This is a genomic window from Desulfotignum phosphitoxidans DSM 13687 (assembly GCF_000350545.1).
Taxonomy (GTDB): Bacteria; Desulfobacterota; Desulfobacteria; order Desulfobacterales; family Desulfobacteraceae; genus Desulfotignum; species Desulfotignum phosphitoxidans.
Window position 1 is genome coordinate 329,013 of sequence record NZ_APJX01000004.1, and the last position, 20,970, is coordinate 349,982.

The 20,970-nt window shown below is 53.3% G+C and carries 14 protein-coding genes; 10 read left to right on the forward strand and 4 right to left on the reverse strand.

What is annotated here, in order from left to right; all coding sequences use genetic code 11:
• The first annotated feature begins 85 nt into the window (after positions 1 to 85).
• From DPO_RS11220 to DPO_RS11265, 10 genes are all read left to right on the forward strand, one after another.
• Complete coding sequence (locus tag DPO_RS11220; protein WP_006966034.1) at positions 86 to 2,410, forward strand: sensor histidine kinase; 2,325 nt, start codon at positions 86 to 88, stop codon at positions 2,408 to 2,410.
• A 161-nt stretch (positions 2,411 to 2,571) separates the two neighbouring features.
• Positions 2,572 to 4,074, forward strand: a complete 1,503-nt coding sequence (locus DPO_RS11225; protein WP_006966035.1) for an AMP-binding protein — start codon at positions 2,572 to 2,574, stop codon at positions 4,072 to 4,074.
• Between the two features lie 65 nt (positions 4,075 to 4,139).
• Positions 4,140 to 4,901: an ABC transporter ATP-binding protein gene (locus DPO_RS11230; protein WP_006966036.1), complete on the forward strand. Its 762-nt coding sequence runs from the start codon at positions 4,140 to 4,142 to the stop codon at positions 4,899 to 4,901.
• 5 nt (positions 4,902 to 4,906) lie between these two features.
• Complete coding sequence (locus tag DPO_RS11235) at positions 4,907 to 6,832, forward strand: AMP-binding protein (RefSeq protein ID WP_006966037.1); 1,926 nt, start codon at positions 4,907 to 4,909, stop codon at positions 6,830 to 6,832.
• Positions 6,832 to 7,725, forward strand: coding sequence for a branched-chain amino acid ABC transporter permease (locus tag DPO_RS11240; RefSeq protein WP_006966038.1), 894 nt, complete (start codon positions 6,832 to 6,834; stop codon positions 7,723 to 7,725). The genes DPO_RS11235 and DPO_RS11240 overlap by 1 nt, the downstream gene beginning before the upstream one ends.
• A 3-nt stretch (positions 7,726 to 7,728) precedes the next feature.
• Positions 7,729 to 8,823, forward strand: a complete 1,095-nt coding sequence (locus DPO_RS11245; RefSeq protein ID WP_006966039.1) for a branched-chain amino acid ABC transporter permease — start codon at positions 7,729 to 7,731, stop codon at positions 8,821 to 8,823.
• Between the two features lie 70 nt (positions 8,824 to 8,893).
• The gene (locus tag DPO_RS11250; RefSeq protein WP_006966040.1) at positions 8,894 to 10,120 is read left to right on the forward strand and encodes an ABC transporter substrate-binding protein; all 1,227 of its coding nucleotides are present in this window, start codon (positions 8,894 to 8,896) and stop codon (positions 10,118 to 10,120) included.
• An 84-nt stretch (positions 10,121 to 10,204) separates the two neighbouring features.
• Positions 10,205 to 11,011, forward strand: coding sequence for an ABC transporter ATP-binding protein (locus DPO_RS11255; protein WP_006966041.1), 807 nt, complete (start codon positions 10,205 to 10,207; stop codon positions 11,009 to 11,011).
• A gap of 29 nt (positions 11,012 to 11,040) precedes the next feature.
• Positions 11,041 to 11,943, forward strand: coding sequence for a universal stress protein (locus DPO_RS23920; RefSeq protein WP_006966042.1), 903 nt, complete (start codon positions 11,041 to 11,043; stop codon positions 11,941 to 11,943).
• 39 nt (positions 11,944 to 11,982) lie between these two features.
• Complete coding sequence (locus DPO_RS11265; protein WP_006966043.1) at positions 11,983 to 14,280, forward strand: tetratricopeptide repeat protein; 2,298 nt, start codon at positions 11,983 to 11,985, stop codon at positions 14,278 to 14,280.
• 10 nt (positions 14,281 to 14,290) lie between these two features.
• Here DPO_RS11265 and DPO_RS11270 read toward each other — a convergent pair whose 3' ends face one another.
• From DPO_RS11270 to icmF, 4 genes are all read right to left on the reverse strand, one after another.
• Positions 14,291 to 15,496, reverse strand: coding sequence for a M24 family metallopeptidase (locus DPO_RS11270; RefSeq protein WP_006966044.1), 1,206 nt, complete (start codon positions 15,494 to 15,496; stop codon positions 14,291 to 14,293).
• Complete coding sequence (locus DPO_RS11275; RefSeq protein ID WP_006966045.1) at positions 15,483 to 16,334, reverse strand: 3-hydroxybutyryl-CoA dehydrogenase; 852 nt, start codon at positions 16,332 to 16,334, stop codon at positions 15,483 to 15,485. Before DPO_RS11275 ends, DPO_RS11270 begins: the two co-directional genes overlap by 14 nt.
• Before the next feature lie 37 nt (positions 16,335 to 16,371).
• Positions 16,372 to 17,547, reverse strand: coding sequence for an acetyl-CoA C-acetyltransferase (locus tag DPO_RS11280; protein WP_006966046.1), 1,176 nt, complete (start codon positions 17,545 to 17,547; stop codon positions 16,372 to 16,374).
• A 148-nt stretch (positions 17,548 to 17,695) separates the two neighbouring features.
• Positions 17,696 to 20,968 carry a fused isobutyryl-CoA mutase/GTPase IcmF gene (gene icmF / locus DPO_RS11285; protein WP_006966047.1) on the reverse strand — a complete coding sequence of 1,091 codons (3,273 nt, stop codon included), beginning with the start codon at positions 20,966 to 20,968 and terminating at the stop codon, positions 17,696 to 17,698.
• Positions 20,969 to 20,970 lie beyond the last annotated feature (2 nt).

Sequence of the window (20,970 nt, forward strand, 5' to 3'; positions counted from 1 at the left end):
TCAATGATTTTATATAGTGGCAACAACGCATCACCCGAACGTTATACGAAGATACGTGAATCTTGTAAAGCCTTTTGGAGTTTTTATGACGGATCGTGATGTTCATACGGCCGGACTTGAAGAAAAAATCCAGGCACTGGAAGAAGAAAACCGGCTGCTGCGAAATATCATATACAAAGCCCCGATCCCGATTTTCGTCATTGACCGTCAGCACAAAATCAGCCATTTCAACCAGGCCCTGGAGCAATTGAGCGGATTTGATGCCAAAGACATGATCGGCACTAGTCTGCAGTGGAAAGCATTTTATGCCAAAAAACGGCCGGTCATGGCGGATTTGATCATTGACAACGCCCCGGCGGACCAGATCCTTGCCTTGTACGGTCCCAAATACAAAAAAGCACTGGCCAACGAATCGGTTTTTGCGGCCACCGATTTTTTTCCGGACTTGCCGCCGGCCGGAAAATGGCTGTTTTTCTCGGCAGCCGGGGTGTTTGACGACAACGGCCACATCGCCGGAGCCGTGGAAACCCTCCAGGACGTCACCACAGAAAAAGCCAGGGAACAGGAAGTATATGAGCTTTACCAGACCTATCACCAGGTGCTGGAATTCATCCCCTACCCCATTATTCTTTACGATGTCAACGGGCATGTCACCTATGTGAACCCGGCGTTTTCCAGTGTGTTCGGCTGGGCGTTGAAAGAGATCAAAGGCCGGCCACTGGAGTTTGTGCCCGATCACCTGAAACAGGAAACCGGCCGGATGCTGGACCGGTTCAGGCAGGACCAGCGGATTACGCGGTATGAAACCAAACGGCTCACCAAAGACGGCCGAACACTGGATGTGGTGATCTGGGCCGCCTCCTGTACCTGGTCCCCGGACCGGTCCGGAGAGCATTTCGTGATTTTACGGGATATCACAAAAGAAAACCGGCTGGCCGCCAACAACCGGACGATTATGCGCATCAGCGCGGCCCTGCCCGAATATCCGGAGCTCGAGGATCTCATGGATTACATCACCAAAGAGATCAAGGGGCTGCTTCACACGGAAGGGGCCGTGGTTCTTTTGTACGATGAAATCAAAAATGATCTGTTTTTTGTCGGCGCCTCCTATGATGACTCGGACACGGAACAGCGGGCCAGAAAAATCCGGTTTGCCCTGGATGAAGTGCTGGCCGGAAAAGTGCTGAAAACCGGCAAACCCGCCGTGAACAACCAGGCGGACCGGTCAAAGGACCTGTATCCGGAACGCGACCGGAAAATGGGATACAAGACAAAAAGCATTATGTGCGTTCCCATTCGAAGCGACAGCCGCATCACTGGAATTTTATGTGCCATCAATAAAAAACAGAACGTGTTTGACGACAATGACCTGGAATTGATGACCCTGATCGCCGGTACCGTGGGGATCTCCATTGAAAACGCCCGGTTTGCCCAGGCCCTGAAAGAAGCATACCTGGATGTGGCGTCCATGAACCGGGCCAAAGACAAGGCCATCAACCATCTGTCCCATGAATTGAAAACCCCGGTGGCCGTGCTCACCGGGTCATTGCAGATTCTGAAGAAAAAACTGTCTGAACTGCCCCGGATCAAGGCCGCATCCACCCTGGATCGCATCCAGCGGAACCTGAACCGCATCGTACAGATTCAGGAAGAAACCGCTGATATCATGGACAAAAAAACCTATGGGGCCAAAGACATGCTCCAGGTGATGGTGCAAACCTGCAAAGACGAGCTGGCCACCTTGATTGAGCAGCATCTGGATGAAGAAGATCCCATGGAAGTCGTCACGGCGGTCATTGAAAAAGAGTTCAGTTCACCGGCATCAAACATCCACACAATTCATATGAACGCCGCGTTTGACCATGTGTTTGACAGGTTAAAACCCTTGTTCGCATTCAGGGATCTGGACATTGTTTTAAATATCCAGGACAATCTGCCCGACCTTTGCCTGCCCGTGGATGTTTTTGAAAAAACTGTGACCGGATTGATCAAAAACAGCATTGAAAACACCCCGGACCAGGGCCGCATCGAAATTTCGATGCAGCACAAAGAAGACAACATCGTCTTTACCGTCCATGATTTCGGGGTCGGTATCGAAACCCAGGACCAGAAACGCATTTTTGAAGGTTTTTTTTCAATTCAGAAGACTGCGGATTATTCCACCAAAACGCCGTACGATTTTAATGCCGGGGGCAAAGGAGTGGATCTTTTACGCATCAAACTGTTTGGCGACCGGCTGGGATTTTCCATTCATATGGCATCCAGCCGGTGCCGATTTCTGCAGGAACCATACAATGAGATCTGCCCGGGAAACATTTCTCAGTGCCGTTTCTGCAAGGATATATCCGATTGCCTGAATTCCGGATATTCCACTTTTACCGCCTGTTTTTCCTGTAAGAAAAAAAGTTGAAAAAACCCTTTGACAAACGGGAACCAATTGAATTACAACTAAAGTTGTAGCGAGACTGAGCGCTCGTTCTGAATTGAACCCGGACATTTGAACTGACTTTTAGCAGCTTTTCGTACCAGACAGAACAAGTATTGGCAAACGCTTTTTCCAGGGGGGGATACATGAACCAGCCACACCAGTTACGCTTTTTCGACATTTACGAAAAAAACGCCCGGCTTTTGAAACATGATCCCGCCCTGATATGGCAAGGTCAGCCCATCAGCCATGCCGATCTGTTTGATCAGACCATCCGCCTGGCAACAGGGCTGTCCTTTCTGTCTCCTGGAACCCGGGTAGCGTTGCTGAGCCGGAACCATCCGGTTTTTTTCCATCTTTTCGGGGCCGCATCCGCGCTGAACCTGACGCTGGTTTTGATCAACCGGCGCTTGTCCGACACAGAAATTCAACACATTGTTGAAGACACAACCCCTCAAATTCTCATCTGCGACAACGATATGGCACCCCTTGGATCCCGCCTGGTTTCCCGGTACCCGTTTCTGGACCAGTACCGGGTGGTGGAAGGCCCTGATGAAACCCTGTCCTCGTGGTATCAGGCCCCGGACGATTTTTCGCCCGTACCCGTATCTGATTCTGATAATGACCCGTATATCATCATCCACACGGCCGCAGTCCAGGGCAGACCCAGAGGGGCGGTGCTGAGCCAGACAAACATCTTACTGTCCAACATGCAGATGATTCATTATTACGGCCTGACACGTTCGTCCTGCCTGGCCAATATTCTGCCTTTGTTTCACATCATGGGGGTGAACATGGCGCTGGCCACGCTTCAGGCCGGCGGAAAAAACGTGATTCTGGAAAAATTTGATCCCGTGGACACCCTCACGGCTGTCCAGGATCTCAAAGTGACGCATTTCGGCTCTTTCCCGCCCATATTGACCCGACTGCTGGACGTCATGGACACGGATTCCTATGATCTGACCGGTCTTGAGATCGCAGCCGGCCTGGATGCCCCCGACACGGTCAAACGATGGGAAGCTGCGACCCATACCCCCTTCTGGACCATGTACGGCCAGACGGAAACCGCAGGATTGATCACGTTTGCCCCTTATTTTAAACGGCCCGGATCCGCCGGTGCCATTTCGCCGCTGGTGGATATTAAAATAGCCGACGACCTGGACCGGGAACAGCCCATGGGTGAAACCGGAGAAATTCTGGTCAAAGGCCCGCTGGTGTTCCAGGGCTACTGGAATGCCCCGGATTTGACCGCCCACACCTTCAGGAACGGGTGGCACCATACCGGCGATCTGGGGATGATCGATGCGGACGGATTTCTGCATTTCAAAGGCAGAAAAGCGGAAAAGGAACTGATCAAGCCGGGGGGTGAAAACGTGTTTCCCGCAGAAGTGGAACAGGCCATCATGCAGCATGACGCCGTCAAAGAAGTGTGTGTATTCGGGGTGCCGGATCCTGAGTTCGGCGAAGGCATCAAAGCGGTCTGCTGCCTGCATCCGGACCGGACATTGACGGCGGATGCGTTGATCCGGTTCACGGGATCCGTGATCGCGGGTTACAAAAAACCCCGGTATGTGCAGTTCATTCCCGACCTTCCCAAAACCGACAACGGCACCATTGACCGGGAAAAAATAAAACAGGAGTTCTCATAAACCCTAACCTGTATATGTATGTGAAAAAGGCTTTTTTCCAATAACCCACAGCATTTGGATACTTTATGGCCCAATTAAACATTTCAGACGTGACTCTTTCTTTTGGCGGGCTCAAGGCATTGTCCCATGTGGACATGACCATTGAGCCCGGACTGATCACCTCCATCATCGGGCCCAACGGGGCGGGTAAAACCAGCATGCTCAACTGCATCTCCGGATTTTATCACCCCACAAAAGGGAAAATCATTTATAAGGATAAAGACCTGAGCCATGCCTCCCCCCACCAGGTCTCCACCATGGGAATTGCCCGGGCCTTCCAGAACCTGGAGCTGTTTTCAGGGTTGTCCGTGCTGGACAATCTGCTTTTGGCCCGGCACCAGAACCTGACCTATTCCCTTTTTCATGCGGCTGTTTTTTTCGGCAAAGCCTCCCGGGTGGAAGCGGAAAACAGAAAATTTGTGGAAGATATCATCGATTTCATGGAGCTGGAACCCTACCGCAAAAACCAAGTGGGCAACCTGAGCTACGGGATCCAGAAAAAAGTGGAGGTGGCCCGGGCCCTGACCCTGGATCCTGAAATACTGCTGCTGGACGAACCCATGGCCGGCATGAACATTCAGGAAAAAGAAGACATTGTCCGGTTTGTCATGGATATCCAGAAAGAACGCAACGTCACCGTGGTGCTGGTGGAACATGATCTCGGGGTGGTCATGGACATTTCCGACCGGATCTATGTGCTGGATTTCGGACAGGTGATCGGATCCGGCACCCCGGACGAGGTTGCCAACAATTCCAAAGTCATTGATGCCTATATCGGGGAGGACTGATCACCATGAGTAACAATGAACACCTGCTGAATTTCTCCATCCCCCAGCTGCTGCGGTGGCGGGTGGCTGAATCTCCCAAACGCACAGCTCTCCGGGAAAAAGATTACGGCATCTGGAATGCCTATACCTGGGAAGAATATTATGATTATGTGCGGAAAACCGGCATGGGGCTGCGGGCCATGGGCCTGGGCAAGGGAGATACCATTGCCATTATCTCGGACAATATCCCGGAACTCTTGTTTGTTGCCATCGGCGGCCATGCCATCGGTGCCATATCCGCCGGCATCTACCAGACCACCATGCCGGCGGAGATCGCCCAGATCATCCAGTACCTGAAAGTGTCTGCCGTGTTCTGCGACAACCAGGAACAGGTGGACAAAGTCAAAGAGGTCCGGGACCAGATTCCCAATGTCAAAAAAGTCATTTTTGAAGACCCCCGGGGCATGCGCGATTACATGTCCGATGACTGGTTCGTCAATATCCGGGATCTGTTTGAAATGGGAGATGCGGCCCATGCCAAAGACCCGGACCTGTTCGAGTCCCTGGTGGACCAGGGCAAACCCGAAGATGTCTGCCATTTGTGTCTGACCTCTGGCACCACAGGGCTGCCCAAGGGCACCATGATGACCCATAAAAACTATATCAACATGGGGGTTAGAATCACCCAGGTGGATCCCCTGGAAGAAACGGATGAATATGTCTCATTTCTGCCCTTTGCCTGGATCGGGGAACAGATGAACTCATTTGGTGTGGCCATGGCCACGGGGATCACCATCAATTTTCCGGAATCCGTTGAAACCGCCATGTCGGATTTAAAAGAGATCGGCCCCCATTTCATGTTCGGGGCCCCCAGGATCTATGAAGGCATCCGGTCGGAGATCTGGCTGAAAATCGACCAGTCCTACTGGTTCAACAAACTGATGTATAACTATTTTATCCGGGTCGGCATTACGGCGGCCGGGTACCGCATGACCGGGAAATCCATGTCGGCGATGCTCCGGTTCAAAGCCTGGCTGGGCAAACAGTTCATATTCCGGCCCCTGGTGAACCAGATCGGGCTTTTGCGCCTGCGGCGGGCCTATACGGGCGGGGCCGCCCTGGGACCGGAACTGTTCACCTTTTACCAGGCCATCGGGGTCAACCTCAAACAGATTTACGGCCAGACCGAAATCACGGGGATTGCCTACATGCACAGAGACGGGGATATCCGGCCTGAAACCGTGGGCAAGCCCCTGCCGGGCACGGAGTGCAAAATTGCCGATGACGGGGAGATCCTGTCCCGATCCCCCTCCGTATCCCCCGGATACTTTGAACTGCCGGAAAAATCCAAAGAACTGCTGGAAGGCGGATGGCTGCATTCCGGCGATGCCGGATTCATAGATGAAAACGGGCACCTGGTGGTCATTGACCGGGTATCTGATGTGATGCACAACAACAAAGGAGAGATGTTTTCTCCCATGTTCCTGGAAAATGCCCTCAAGTTCAGTCCTTATATCAAAGAAGCCGTGATTTTCGGCAACAAAAAGGATTTTGTGGCGGCCCTCATCAACATCGATCCCATTGTGGTGGGAAAATGGGCCGAAGACAGAGGCCTTTCCTACACCACCTACATGGACCTGTCCAAAAAAAAGGAGGTGGCAGACCTGATCATGGCACAGGTGATCGATGTCAATTCCAGAGCGGAAAAAGCGCATTTTAAAATCAGGCGGTTTGCCCTGCTGTACAAGCTGCTGGATGTGGATGACGGCGAGTTGACCAAAACCGGCAAAATACGGCGCAAATTTGTACAGGAGCGGTATCAGAACCTGTATGAGGCCCTGTATGATGAAAAAGTGGACACAAAAGAGGTCGAAGCGTCCTTCCAATACCAGGACGGGCAGTCGACCCTGGTTAAAACCCGGATCGCATTTTACACGGTGAAAGGAGTGTGATGAGTTATTTTTTTCAAATTGTAGTCAGTGGCATCGTAGTGGGCTCCATCTATGCCCTGGCCGCCCTGGGCCTGGTACTGGTCTACAAATCCAGCCGGGTGGCCAATTTCGCCCACGGCCAGATCATCGCTGCGGGTGCGTTTATCACCTTTTTCCTCACCGTCCGGCTGGGAGTGCCCATCTTTTTTTCCTTTCTGGCCTCCATGCTCATCACCTTTTTTCTGGCCATGAGTGTGGAAAGAATCTTTTTAAGACGGCTCATCGGAGAACCCATCATCTCGGTGATCATGGTCACCATCGGGCTGGCATCCATTTTTGACGGGCTCATCTACCTGACCCCCTTCGGGTCGGAGAATTTTTCATTCCCCACATTTCTTCCCACGGAATCCATTGTCGTGGGCGGGGTATCCATTTCCTGGACCCAGCTGGTGGGGGTGATCATCACCTTTGTGCTCATCGGGTGCTTTTCCTGGTTTTTTAAAAAATCCACGGTGGGGATCTCCATGCGGGCTGTGTCGGACGACCAGTTCGGCGCCATGTCCGTGGGCATTTCCGTGCCCCGGGTGTTCGCACTGGCCTGGGCCACGGCCGGGCTGTCCGCGGCTGCGGCCGGGTGCATTATCGGCAACATCACAGGGTTGAATTTTGAAACCCTGCATGCTTTCGGCATCGTGGTGTTCCCCGTGGTGATCTTAGGGGGCCTGGATTCCATTTTAGGGGCCGTGGTGGCCGGCATCATCATGGGTCTGATCCAGCAATTTGCCTCCGGATACCTGGACGGTAATTTCGGGCTCAACGGCACCGGCGATGTCATGCCCTATATTATTTTGTTGATCATTCTTCTTTTCAAACCCCATGGATTGTTCGGTATCCATGAAATCGAGCGGGTGTAGCCTATGTCACAGAACCGGTGGTTAGCAACAGGAAACTTTTTCACCTCCTACAAACAAGAGCAGCGAACCTTTTTCACCCACCTGGACCGGACCATTTTCACCTGTTTTCTGGTCATTCTGTTCGGGTGGCCCCTGGTATTTGAAATCAGCAACAAGTACATGCTGGTGCTGGACAACATCCTGATCGCCATCGTGGCGGTCATGGGATTGAACCTTTTGCTGGGATTTGCCGGGCTGATCTCCATCGGTCATGCCGCGTTCGTGGGCATCGGGGCCTATACCGTGGCATCCGTATGTCAGGTCATCGGGGAAAACCATGTCATCGTCACCCATTTCTGGCCCGTGCTCATTGTGTGTGCCGGCATCATGGGGGCCATTTTCGGTGCGTTCGTGGGCCTGCCGGCCCTGCGGCTCAAGCACCTGTACCTGGCCATTGCTACCCTGTCGTTCCAGATGATTTTTGAATGGGTCATCCAGTTCATGAGCTTTTTCAACCAGGGTCAGACCATCTATGTGGGACGGGCCCACTGGCTCACCGGCCAGGTGGGCAGAAGCGACCATTATCTGTTCTGGTACTATATCATCCTGACCATTGTGGTGATCCTGGGGTTTGGGGTCAGAAACCTGCTGAAAACCAAATACGGCCGGTGCCTGGTGGCGGTCAGAGACAATGACCGGGCCGCGGATGCCATGGGCATGAACCCGGGGCTCACCAAGGTGTATGCCTTTGCCCTGGCCGGATTTTTTGCGGGTGTGGCCGGGGCGCTGCATGCCTATCTCTACCGGGGGGTGGGGTTTGAATCCTTTACCCTGCACGCGTCTGTCGGATATCTGGCCATGGCCATTGTGGGGGGCTTAGGCACGCTGAACGGGATTTTCTGGGGACCCGTGGCCATCAAATTCTTAGACATTCAGGTCGAGCAGTTTTCGGAATTTGTGGGACAGTATCTGACCTCTGCCCCGAATGTGGCCACGGCCTTGAAGCCGTTGAGTTTTGGTCTGGTCATTGTGCTGTTTCTGATGTATGAGCCCCGGGGGATCGCCAACTGGTGGCGCATTGTGAAATCCTACACCAAGCTGTGGCCGTTCCGCTACTGACCGGTTTTGGAACATGCCGCCGCTTTAACCATATTGCAGGTCAACACCCAAATTCAAGGAGGGACGTACCATGAAAAGCAAGGCCACATTATTTTTCAACGCATTTTTGGTTATTGTGTTCGTGTTAGCATTCACCCTGCCGGCAAGTGCCGGCAAAACATACAAACTCGGGATGTCACTGGCCATCACCGGCCCGACATCCGATGCGGGAAACCCCTATGCCAAAGGGGCGGAAGACTGGTTCAAATTTGTCAATGAAACCGATTATCTGGGAGACGGTGACAAAATCGACTGCCCCATCCGGGATGACCAATACAAAAATGACACCACCAAGCGGTTTTTTGAAGAATTTCTGGATGACGGGATCCTGATTTTCTTAAGCTACGCCACGGGCGGCAACCTGGCATTGAAAAGAGATTTTGAAGAAGTGCAGATTCCGGTGATTCCCGCCTCCTATCATGAAGGCCTGATTGTGGATGCCAATTATACCTTCATGCCTGTGGCCACGTATTCGGAAAATGCCGTGGGGCTGGCGGAATATATCACGGAAAACCATCAGGGAGACAATATCCCCCAGGTCGCTTTTTTTATTCATCCTTCCGCCTTCGGCAGAGGCCCTCTGGAGGACACCCAGAAAGCCATTGCCGAAGGCATGAAAATCGAAATCGTTGAAGTGGTGGAACACGGCACGGATCTGGATAACACGGCCATGCTCCAGCGCCTGGTCAGCAAAGGGGTACAGTATGTGATCTGTCAGACCGTTCAGACTCCGGTGGCCACCATGCTCACCGATGCCCAGAGACTGGGAGTCACGGCCGGCTCTTTTGGTGAAAAAGGCAAGCTCACTTTCCTGGGGGCCCACTATACGGGTGGGTCGGATCTGATCGCTCTGGCCGGCACGGCCACGGAAGGATACATCTGGGCCGATTCCTACAACCTGACCTCGGAAAACAACGAAGGGGCCAAAAAACAGCTGGAACTGGCCAAACGATATGACCGGGACGACAAGGCTGCCAACTCCCATAACTATGGTGCCGGAATTCTGGCGGCACAGATTGCCACGGAAGCCATTAAAATGGCCAAATCCGCCGACCTGAAAGTCACCCGGGAAAACCTGTATAAAATGTTGCAGAAAATGAATTTCAACTCGTTTGTGGCTGCCGGGCCGGTGACCTACTCGGAAACCGAACGGATCGGGGTGGATGTCCAGAACATTTACATCGCCCAGGACGGGGTATTCAAAAAAATCCAGTCCTTTGAATCCCAGTATATCCAGAAAGTCCGGGCCGGCCGGTAAACAAAAAACATATCCTGCCAAAACGCTTAATCAGGACACGGGAGCGTTTCTGGCAGGATCAACCCCAAGCAAAAGAAAGCGCATATGGAAACCAATCTGCTGGAAGTCAACAATATTGAAGTGGTCTACAATGACATCATCCAGGTGCTGCGGGGGGTGAGTCTGTCTGTTCCCAAGGGCAGCATTGTGGCGCTGCTGGGCACCAACGGGGCCGGCAAAACCACGACCCTGCGGGCCATTTCCGGGCTCCTGAAACCGGAGAACGGGGCCATCAGGGAAGGCCATATCACCTTTGACGGCACAGACACTACCCATAAAATGGGCACGGATGTGGTGAAACTCGGAGCCGTGATGGTGCCTGAAGGCCGCCGGGTGTTCAAACACCTGACCGTGAGCGAGAATATCATTGTGGGCTCCATTACCCGGAAAGACGGGGCTTCCGCCATCAAAAAAGACAATGATCTCATGTACAAACATTTCCCCCGGCTCTCCAATGTCACCAACCGTATGGCCGGATACAGCTCCGGCGGCGAACAGCAGATGATCGCCATTGCCAGGGCACTGATGGCGGCTCCCAAGATGCTCATGCTGGACGAACCCTCTCTGGGCCTGGCCCCGCTGCTGGTAAAAGAAATATTTGACAATATCCAGCGCATCAACAAAGAACTGTCCACCACCATCCTGGTGGTGGAGCAGAACGCCAAGGTGGCCCTGGCAGTTTCCGACTATGCCTATATCATGGAATCTGGTAAAATCGTGCTGGAAGGCCCCTCCAAAGAACTGCAGAACAACCCGGATGTCAAAGAATTTTATATGGGCATTACCAAAGGGGGCGGACGGAAATCCTTTAAAGATGTAAAATCTTATAAACGGCGCAAACGCTGGATGTAGACTTAAAAAAAACAGTTTAGGAGCATAACATGAAAATTCTGGTGGGATATGACGGCGGAGAAGAAGGACGTCTGGCCCTGGCCCTGGCACGGGACACAGCAGTGTTCCACAACGCCTTTGTGCATGTGATCACCTCCATGGAAGGGGGGTCTTCGGAAAAACAGGCGGATATCCAGACAGCGGAGAAAAACCTGAATTTCGCCAAAAGCCTTCTGGCGCACGCCCATATCCAATGTGACTGCCAGCAGAGCGTCCGGGGCATGTCCGCTGGAGAAGATCTGGTAAAATTTGCCGAAGAAAATGAGATCAACCAGATTTTTCTGGGAATCCGGAAAAAATCCCGGGCACAGAAAGCCATTTTGGGGTCCACGGCCCGGTACGTGATCCTCAAGGCCCCCTGCCCGGTCACAACCGTGAAGTTCGATCTGGACACCATCTCCACCCAGGACCTGATCAAAGACCGCCGCATCCTGGTGGTGGATGACGAACCCGACATATTAGAGACCATTGAAGAACTCATGGATATGTGTATCTTAGATACGGCCGTTTCTTTTGAGGCAGCCAGAAAAAAACTGGATGAATCCATCTATGATCTGGCCATTCTGGATATTATGGGCGTCAGGGGCTATGACATCCTGACGCTGGCCAAAGAAAAAAACCTGCCCGCCTTGATGCTCACGGCCCATGCCCTGACACCGGAAAATCTGAAGGAATCCATCACAAAAGGGGCGGATGCCTATATTCCCAAAGATGAACTGGCCAATCTGCCCACCCATGTGGCAGATGTCCTCCGGAACCGGATCCAGGGGAATCAGGGGTATGGGGCCTGGTTTTCCAAACTCAAACCGTTTTTTGATAAATCCTTTGGATCGGGCTGGCAGGAAAAAGACAAAAATTTCTGGAAATCCTTTAACGACAAATACGGCAGATAAATTATTTTCCTTTTTTTCTGATTGTGCTACAAGGACAGCATGAAAAAATATTATACGCACACGCAACCGGTTTTGGTCTGTATCTTTTTTTCTGTCTGTTTTTTTCTGTGTGCCTGTGCCTCAGATACGGAAAAAAAGGAACAATTTTTATCCCAGGGACAGACATTTCTTGAAAAAGGCGAATTCGGCAACGCCGTGATTCAGCTGAAAAACGCCATAGACATCGACCCCGAATCTATCCGGGCATGGGAAATGCTGGCCCAGGCATATCTTAAAACGGGAGACACCCAGCAGGGATTCAGCAGTCTGTTGCGCCTGGAGCAGATCGATCCTAACAACCTGGATACTGTGACCCAGGTGGCATCTTTTTATCTGCTGGCCCAGCAGACCCAGGAAGCGGAAACCCGGGTAAACCGGGTACTGGCTGAGCAGCCAGACCATATTCCGGCCTTGTATCTGAAAGCGGGAATTCTGAGCCGGGACCCGGCAAACCTGGATCAGATTGCCGATATTTATGAAAAAATACTGGCGATCGATACCCGGCAACCCAAAGCATACCTGGCTTTGGCTGGAATTTATGCGGCCAGGTCCGAGTTCACGGCGGCGGAAACCAGCTTGAAAACCGCGCTGGAGCTGGAACCTGAATCCGCACGCGTGTATAAAACCCTGTTTGATTTTTATCTTTCCAGAGGTGATACACCTGCAGCGGAATCCGTCATTGAAGATTACATCAACCAAGCCCCTGCAGATCCGGAACCCCATACATTTCTGGGAAGCTTTTACCTGGCACGCAACGACCTTGACAAAGCGGCACATCAGTTTGCTTCCGCTTTGAAAAAAGATCCTGAAAACCTGAATGCGCATATGTTAATGGCGGATTTGTATGTGCGTCAGTCCAGAATCGATGATGCCACCGCTTATATCCGCCAAGCCATGGACCTGGCACCGGAGAACCATGGGGTGTTGACCGCATGTGCGGAATTTTATTTTTCTTTGAATCATATGCGTCGATCCCAGGAGATCGTGGATGAAATTTTGAGTCAACGACCGGGGTTTTTCCCTGCCAGGATGCTGAAAGGAAAAATTCTGGCTGAAACAAATGAACTGGATGCTGCGGCCGCCCTTTTCCGGAAAATGATCCAGGAAGATCCGGAATCCGGTCAAGCCCATTATCTGCTGGGGTCCGTTCTGAAAAAAGCAAATGATTTTGCCCAGGCCAAGGCCATGCTGTCCACGGCCATCGAAAAAGCCCCTTATCTGTATCAGGCCCGCCTGCTTCTGGGAGAAATCCATTTCCAGGAGGGGGATATCTCGCTGGCAAAAGACCATGCCGGACAGGTACTCAAACAAGTGCCCAACCACTATCATGCCGGTATCCTGCTGGGAAACACATTGCTGGAAACCCAGGACATTCCGGCGGCCCGAACTGTTTTTGAACAGCTCATACAATCCACACCGGACAACCCTGTGGCTTTGTATCGGCTGGGAATCCTGGAACGGTCTGAAAAAAATTATGACCGGGCAATCACTTACCTGAACCAGGCCTTAGACATCGATCCGGATCTTATGGATGTATTTTCCGGTCTGATCACCGTTTATGCCCTGCAGGAAAAATTTGAACAGGCGATTGCCCGCTGTGACGAACATCTTGCCGCAAGAGGGGAGGATCCCATGGTGGCCGCCGTGATTCTCAATCTCAAAGCCAACATCCTTCTGGCGGACAACCAGCTGGAAAACGCCGTCACAACCTATGAACAGGCCATATTGAAAAATCCCTCATATGTCACCCCCTATCTGAGCCTGGGAAAAATATACACGGCCCAAGCGCGGTTTCAAGAGGCGATTCAGACCTATACCGCCCTCATTGAAAAACGTCCGGATCAGGCTTCGGCCCATACGCTGATCGGCACGCTATACGAAAACAAAGGGCAATTCGATCTGGCACAAACCCATTACAAGACGGCCCTGGAAATCGATCCGGATCTCATCCCGGCGCTTAATAATCTTGCTTACCTGTATGCGGAACAGGGGATTCACCTGAACCAGGCCCTGGATATGGCCCGGCAGGCCAGACGTCAAACCCAGCAGGCACCGGCTGTCATGGATACATTGGGATGGGTTTATTTTAAAAAAAGTTTGTTTGACAGCGCGGCCATGGAATTTACGGCCGCCATTGACATTGACCCGTCAAACCCCGTGTTTTTCTATCACCTGGGACGGGCCCGCCTGGAACAGGGGCGGACCGATGATGCCAGAGACGCCTTTGAAACGGCGTTATCGCTTCAATCGGATTTCAAGGGAGCCGAATCCGCCCGAAAAATTCTGGCAGACCTGTAAAAAAACGGGTTCAAACCACACACACGGCATCCGGGAACCGGGTCAGGCGATCCAGCCCGGCATCCGTGACAACCCAGGTGTTTTCAATTCCCACCACCCCTTTGCCCGGCACCACCACCTTGGGTTCCAACGCCAGGGTCATCCCCGGTACCAGGGTCTGGGTCTGCCCTTTGGCAATAAAGGGAAATTCATCCAGTTCAATGCCCAATCCATGGGCGGTAAACCGGATTTTCGGATGGAACGCGCCCATGAAAAAATCGCCATATCCCAGATCATCGGCCATGGCAATCATCTGATCATACAAATCCCCTGTCACAGCCCCGGGCACGGCTGCGGTTCGAACGGATTCCTGAATGGTCAGCATGGCTTCATGGGCTTTTTGCAGGTCATCGGGCAGCGGTCCCAAAGAAAAAATCCGCGTATGATCCGCCAGATATCCGTCCAGGGAAAACACATAATCCACCAGCACGGGTTCGTTGGGCCGGATCACATCCCGGCCCGGGCCCTGGCCGATACTGGGATTGAGCCCGGCACCGGCCGTGGGAGAGGCAAACGCGCCCGGCACGGCCGCAGCCGCACCGCACATGATATGCCCGTAAAACAGATGATTGTCCCACAACCGCATGCGGATCAATCCCTGGTGGCCCAGTTTTCTGGCATAAGCTTCCAGAAGCCCGGCCAGTTCGATCTCCGGCATGCCGGGCCGGATCAGTTGTGTGACCTGTTCCGCTACCCGGTCCGCCATCAGCCCTGCCCGCTGCATACATTGAATTTCAAATTCGGATTTCACGGCCCGCTGGGACCGGATCTCAAAAGACACATCCTGGATATGCGATGTATTGAAAATCTCTTTGAACATCAGATACTGGGCTGCCGGCAGCACATCCAGTTCCAGCCCCAGGGTTTCAGGCAGCCCTAAGCCCTGTTGCGAGAGAATGTCCGGAATTTTTTTCGGACTCAGCACCGGGATCACAGGCAAACGGGCTTCCGCTTTGGCCCGCGCCACACTTTTAAACACCATGAATACGGCATCCCCGTCTTCCGGCACATACAGCCATCCGTTCTGGGTGGTGCCCGTGTAGTAAAACAGATCGGCTTTCTGGATCACCAGGGCCCCGTCCAGGCCCTGGTTTTTTAACCGGATCTGCAAATCACGGATCCGGGCGGACAATTCTTTACCTGGAACAATATGACACAATTGATCATTGATAGTCATAAAAGCCCTTGCCGGTCTTTCTTCCCAGCCAGCCCACTTCCACATATTTTCTGAGCAACGGGCAGGGCCGGTATTTGGAATCTTTAAATCCGTCGTACAAAGTTTCCATGATGGCCAGGCAGGTATCCAGACCGATGAGGTCCGCCAAAGCCAGAGGACCCATGGGATGATTCATGCCTAAGCGCATCACCGTGTCGATATCTTCTGCTTTGCCCACGCCCTGGTACAGACAGAACACGGCTTCATTGATCATGGGCAGCAAAATCCGGTTGGCGATGAACCCCGGATAATCACTGGCTTCAGCAGGAGTTTTGCCGAATTTCTCAGACAGTTTCCAGGTGATGTCAAAGGTCTCATCGGACGTGGCAATGCTCCGGATCACTTCCACCAGCTTCATCACGGGCACGGGGTTCATGAAATGCATGCCGATGACCTTGTCCGGCCGGGAGGTCTGGGCTGCGATCCGGCCGATGGGAATGGACGAGGTGTTGGTGGACAAAATCACATGTTCCGGACAGATTCTGTCCAGGTCCTTGAAAATATTGAACTTCAGATCTTCGCGCTCCACAGCGGCTTCCACCAGAAAATCCACTTTGGCCATATCATTGAGATCCGTGGTGGTGGTAATCCGACCCAGAATGGCGGTTTTGTCCGCGTCTTTGATCTTTTCTTTTTTGACCATCCGGTCCAGATTTTTGGTGATGGTTGCCATGCCGTTATCACAAAATTCCTGCTTGATATCACTCATGATCACTGACAGGCCGGCAGCCGCTGCCACCTGGGCAATGCCGTTGCCCATCTGGCCGGCACCGATCACACCAAATGTATTTATATCCATTCTATTTTCTCCTGATTATGTGGGTTGACAAAAAGGGTCAGCGATGTACCACCAGGGCCACGGCTTCACCGCCGCCTAAGCACAGAGAGGCCAGGCCCTGATGCACATCGCGTTTTTGCATTTCATACAATAACGTGGTCAAAACCCGGGTCCCGGACGCACCAATGGGATGGCCCAGGGCCACGGACCCGCCATTAACGTTCACGATGGCCGGATCCAGTTCCAGCACCTTGTTGATGCCGGCAGAAGATCCGGAAAACGCCTCGTTGATCTCGAACAGATCGATATCATTAATCTTGATACCTTCTTTTTTCAATACTTTGGGAATGGCATAAATCGGGGCCATGAGCACATATTTCATGTCAATACCAAAAGAGGCCTGGGCCCCGATCTTCGCCATGACCGGGCATCCCAGTTCCCTGGCTTTTTCCTCGCTCATGACCACCACGGCAGACGCACCGTCGGAAATAATGGATGCATTGCCGGCCGTTCCTTTGCCCTCTTTTTTAAATGCTGGCTTCATGTTGGACAGCCGCTCAAACGAGGTTTCCTGGGGACACTCATCCGTGTCAAATATGATGGGGTCCCCTTTGCGCCGGGGCACGCTCACAGGCATGATCTCATCTTTGAACCGTCCGGAAGCCACGGCTTCATTGGCCCGGCGGTAGGATTCCGCCGCATACCGGTCCTGGTCCTCTCTGGATACCTCCCAGCGCTCGGAACACAGTTCATTGGACATGCCCATGTGGAAATCATTGACAATGTCCCACAGCCCGTCATGGATCATGTGGTCTTCGATACGGCCGGGCCCCATGCGGTGCCCCCACCTGGCCTTTTCCATGTAATACGGGGCCATGCTCATGGTCTCCATGCCGCCGGCCACCACCACCTCCGCATCATTGCACTGGATGGCCTGGGCCGCCAGCATCACGGCTTTCAGAGATGATCCGCACACCTTGTTCACGGTAATGGCTTCCACTTCCCAGGGCAGTCCGGCCTTGACCACGGCCTGCTTGGCCGGGTTCTGGCCGTAGCCGCAGGGCAGCACCATGCCCATGATGCATTCGTCCACCCGGGAAGATTCAATGCCGGCCCGGGTGATGGCTTCCTTGATTACCATCCCTCCCAGATCCGTGGCGCCCAGGGTACTCAACGTCCCGCCGAAACTGCCCAGAGGCGTTCGGACGGCACTGACGATAACTGCGTTCTGCATGGGTCGGTCTCCTTATATTTATATATCATTATTCGCTATATTGCAGCTGCAATGTATCAAGTGGTATTGCTGATTGCAAGCTTTTATCCAATTGTAAAGGCCCTTGTGAGTTTTGAATCCCGGCTCTCAGAATATGTGATCGGCATGCTTACATGTTCCGGCGGTACTTGCCCCCCACCTCATACAGCGCCCCGGTAATGGTCCCCAAAGAACAGACCTTCACCGTTTCCATGAGTTCTTCAAACATATTACCGCCATTCAAAGCGGTTTGTTGCAGCCGCTTCAACGCGGCTTCCCGGGCATCTTCATGGGCCGCCTTAAACGCATCCAGCCGTTCCAGCTGGGCGTTTTTCTGTTCTTCCGTCGACCGGGACAGTTCCAGGTGATTGGCCATGTCCGCATAATTTGCATCCGGATCCTCAAAGGTGTTGATGCCGATCAAGGGCAGTTTGCCCGAATGTTTGAGGTGCTCGTAGTACATGGACTCCTCCTGGATCTTGCCCCGCTGGTACCCGGTTTCCATGGCCCCCAGAACCCCGCCCCGCTCCGTGATACGCTCGAACTCCACCAGCACGGCTTCTTCCACCAGATCCGTGAGTTCATCCACGATAAACGATCCCTGAAGCGGGTTCTCGTTTTTGGCCAGGCCCCATTCTCTATTGATGATCAGCTGGATGGCCAGGGCCCGCCGTACGGATTCCGCAGACGGGGTGGTGATGGCTTCGTCAAAGGCATTGGTGTGCAGGGAGTTGCAGTTGTCGTAAATCGCACACAGCCCCTGGAGCGTGGTCCTGATATCATTGAACTGGATATCCTGGGAATGAAGGGACCGGCCCGAGGTCTGGATGTGGTATTTGAGTTTCTGGGACTTGTCGTTTCCCCTGTACTTGTACCGCATGGCCACGGCCCAGATGCGCCGGGCCACCCGGCCGATGACCGTGTATTCCGGATCCATGCCGTTGGAAAAGAAAAATGACAAGGACGGGGCGAATTCATCGATATGCATGCCCCTTGACAGGTAATATTCCACATAGGTGAACCCGTTGGCCAGGGTCAACGCCAGCTGGGTGATGGGGTTGGCCCCGGCCTCGGCAATGTGGTATCCGGAAATGGACACGGAATAAAAATTTTTCACCTGGTGGTCGATAAAATACTGCTGGATATCCCCCATCATTTTCAGGGCAAATTCAATGGAAAAGATACAGGTATTCTGTCCCTGGTCTTCTTTGAGTATGTCGGCCTGGACCGTGCCCCGCACGGTGGACAATGCAAACGCCCGGATGTCGGCGGCTTCGTTTTCATCGGGTTTCCGGCCGTGTTCTTTTTCAAATCTGTCCATCTGCTGATGAATGGCCGTGTTCAAAAACATGGCCAGCATCATGGGGGCCGGGCCGTTGATGGTCATGGACACGGAGGTGTTGGGGGCGCACAGGTCAAACCCGTCATACAAGACCTTGACGTCTTCCAGGGTACAGATACTCACCCCGGAGGTGCCGATCTTGCCGTAGATATCCGGGCGCCGGTCCGGGTCAAATCCGTACAAAGTCACGGAATCAAAAGCCGTGGACAGGCGCTTGGCCGGATAAGAGGAAGACAGCAGCTTGAACCGGCGGTTGGTATCAGCCGGTCCGCCTTCGCCGGCAAACATCCGGGTGGGATCCTCATCCGCCCGTTTCAACGGAAACACCCCGGCCGTATAGGGAAACTGACCGGCAAAATTTTCTTTTCTCATCCACTGGTACTGGTCTCCGGGATCGGAAAATCCGGGCCGGGCGATCTTGGGAATCTTTGAATGGGACAGCGATTTTGTGTACAACGGCACCCGGAACTCCCTGTCTCTGACCTGGTAGACAAATTCATCTTTTTCAAAGGCCTTGCTGCTGGCCGTGTATGCGGTGATCAGGTCATCGGTTTGTGGTTCCACTTGATTTTGCGCTTCTTCCAGGGCCTGTTTCAGCCTGGCCAGGGCCTGGTCCGGACTGTCGGTTCCCGTGTCCAGCAATTCCAGGGCCGATGCCAGATGCCAGCGTTCCCGCACCGCATCGGCCTGGTTCCGGGTGTCCAGGTGATACTGCCGGACCGTGTCTGCGATCTCGGCCAGGTACCGGGTGCGCTCCCCCGGAATGATAATGGTTTTAGAGGAAGACTCCTTGACCCCGGTCTCAGGAATGGACGAGGTAAACCCTTTGTTTTTCTTCTGGTTGATCAAATTAAGCAGGGCATGATAAAAAGCGGTGAGCCCGTCATCATTGAACTTGGAAGCAATGGTGCCGAAGACCGGCAACTCTTTCGGGTCCTTGTCCCAGGCTTTGCGGTTGCGCTGCACCTGTTTTCTGACATCCCGGATCGCGTCTTCCGCCCCTTTTTTCTCATATTTGTTCACCACCACGATATCCGCATAATCCAGCATGTCGATTTTTTCCAGCTGGGACGGGGCCCCGAATTCCGCCGTCATCACATACACGGACAGATCCACCAGGTCCACCACCCGGGAATCCCCCTGGCCGATGCCGGCGGTTTCTACCAGAATCATGTCAAACCCGGCGGCCCGGGCCACGGTCACGGCGTGAGGCAGGGATTCGGGCAGTTCGGTCTGGGAGCGGCGTGTGGCCAGAGACCGCATGTAGACCCGATCGTTGTCAATGGCATTCATGCGGATCCGGTCTCCCAGAAGGGCCCCGCCCGTCTTGCGGCGGGAGGGATCACAGGAGATCACGGCAATGGTCATTTCAGGCAGGTCCCGGAGAATCCGGATGATCAGCTCGTCGGTTAAAGAGGATTTGCCGGCCCCGCCCGTGCCTGTCAGGCCGATGACCGGGATATTTCCGGATTCAACTTTCGGGGCCAGGGCTGCCAGGATCTGTTTCAGCCGGTCCGGATCATTGGCACCGGCCTCCTGGATGGCGGAGATGAACCGGGCAACGGTGAGCTTGTTGTCCACATTCAGGCGATCGAATTCCAGCTGATCAAAATCCACACCCGGCCCGTCCATGGCCCGCATCATATCGTTGATCATACCCTGGAGACCCATTTTGGCGCCGTCTTCCGGCGAATAGATCCGGGTGATGCCATACGCGTGCAGCTCGTCCATTTCCGCCGGAATGATCACCCCGCCGCCGCCGCCGAAAATCCTGACATGGGAAGCCCCCTGTTCATCCAGCAGGTCTTTCATGTATTTGAAATATTCCATGTGTCCGCCCTGGTAACTGGAAACGGCAATGCCCTGGGCATCTTCTTCAATGGCGGCATCCACCACCTCTTTGACGGACCGGTTGTGTCCGATATGGATGACTTCGGCGCCCGTGTCCTGAAGAATCCGCCTCATGATATTGATGGCCGCATCATGGCCGTCAAATAAAGAGGTGGCAGTGACGATTTTAATGGCGTGTTTCGGGGTATAGGGCTGAGTTTCCTGAGTCATGA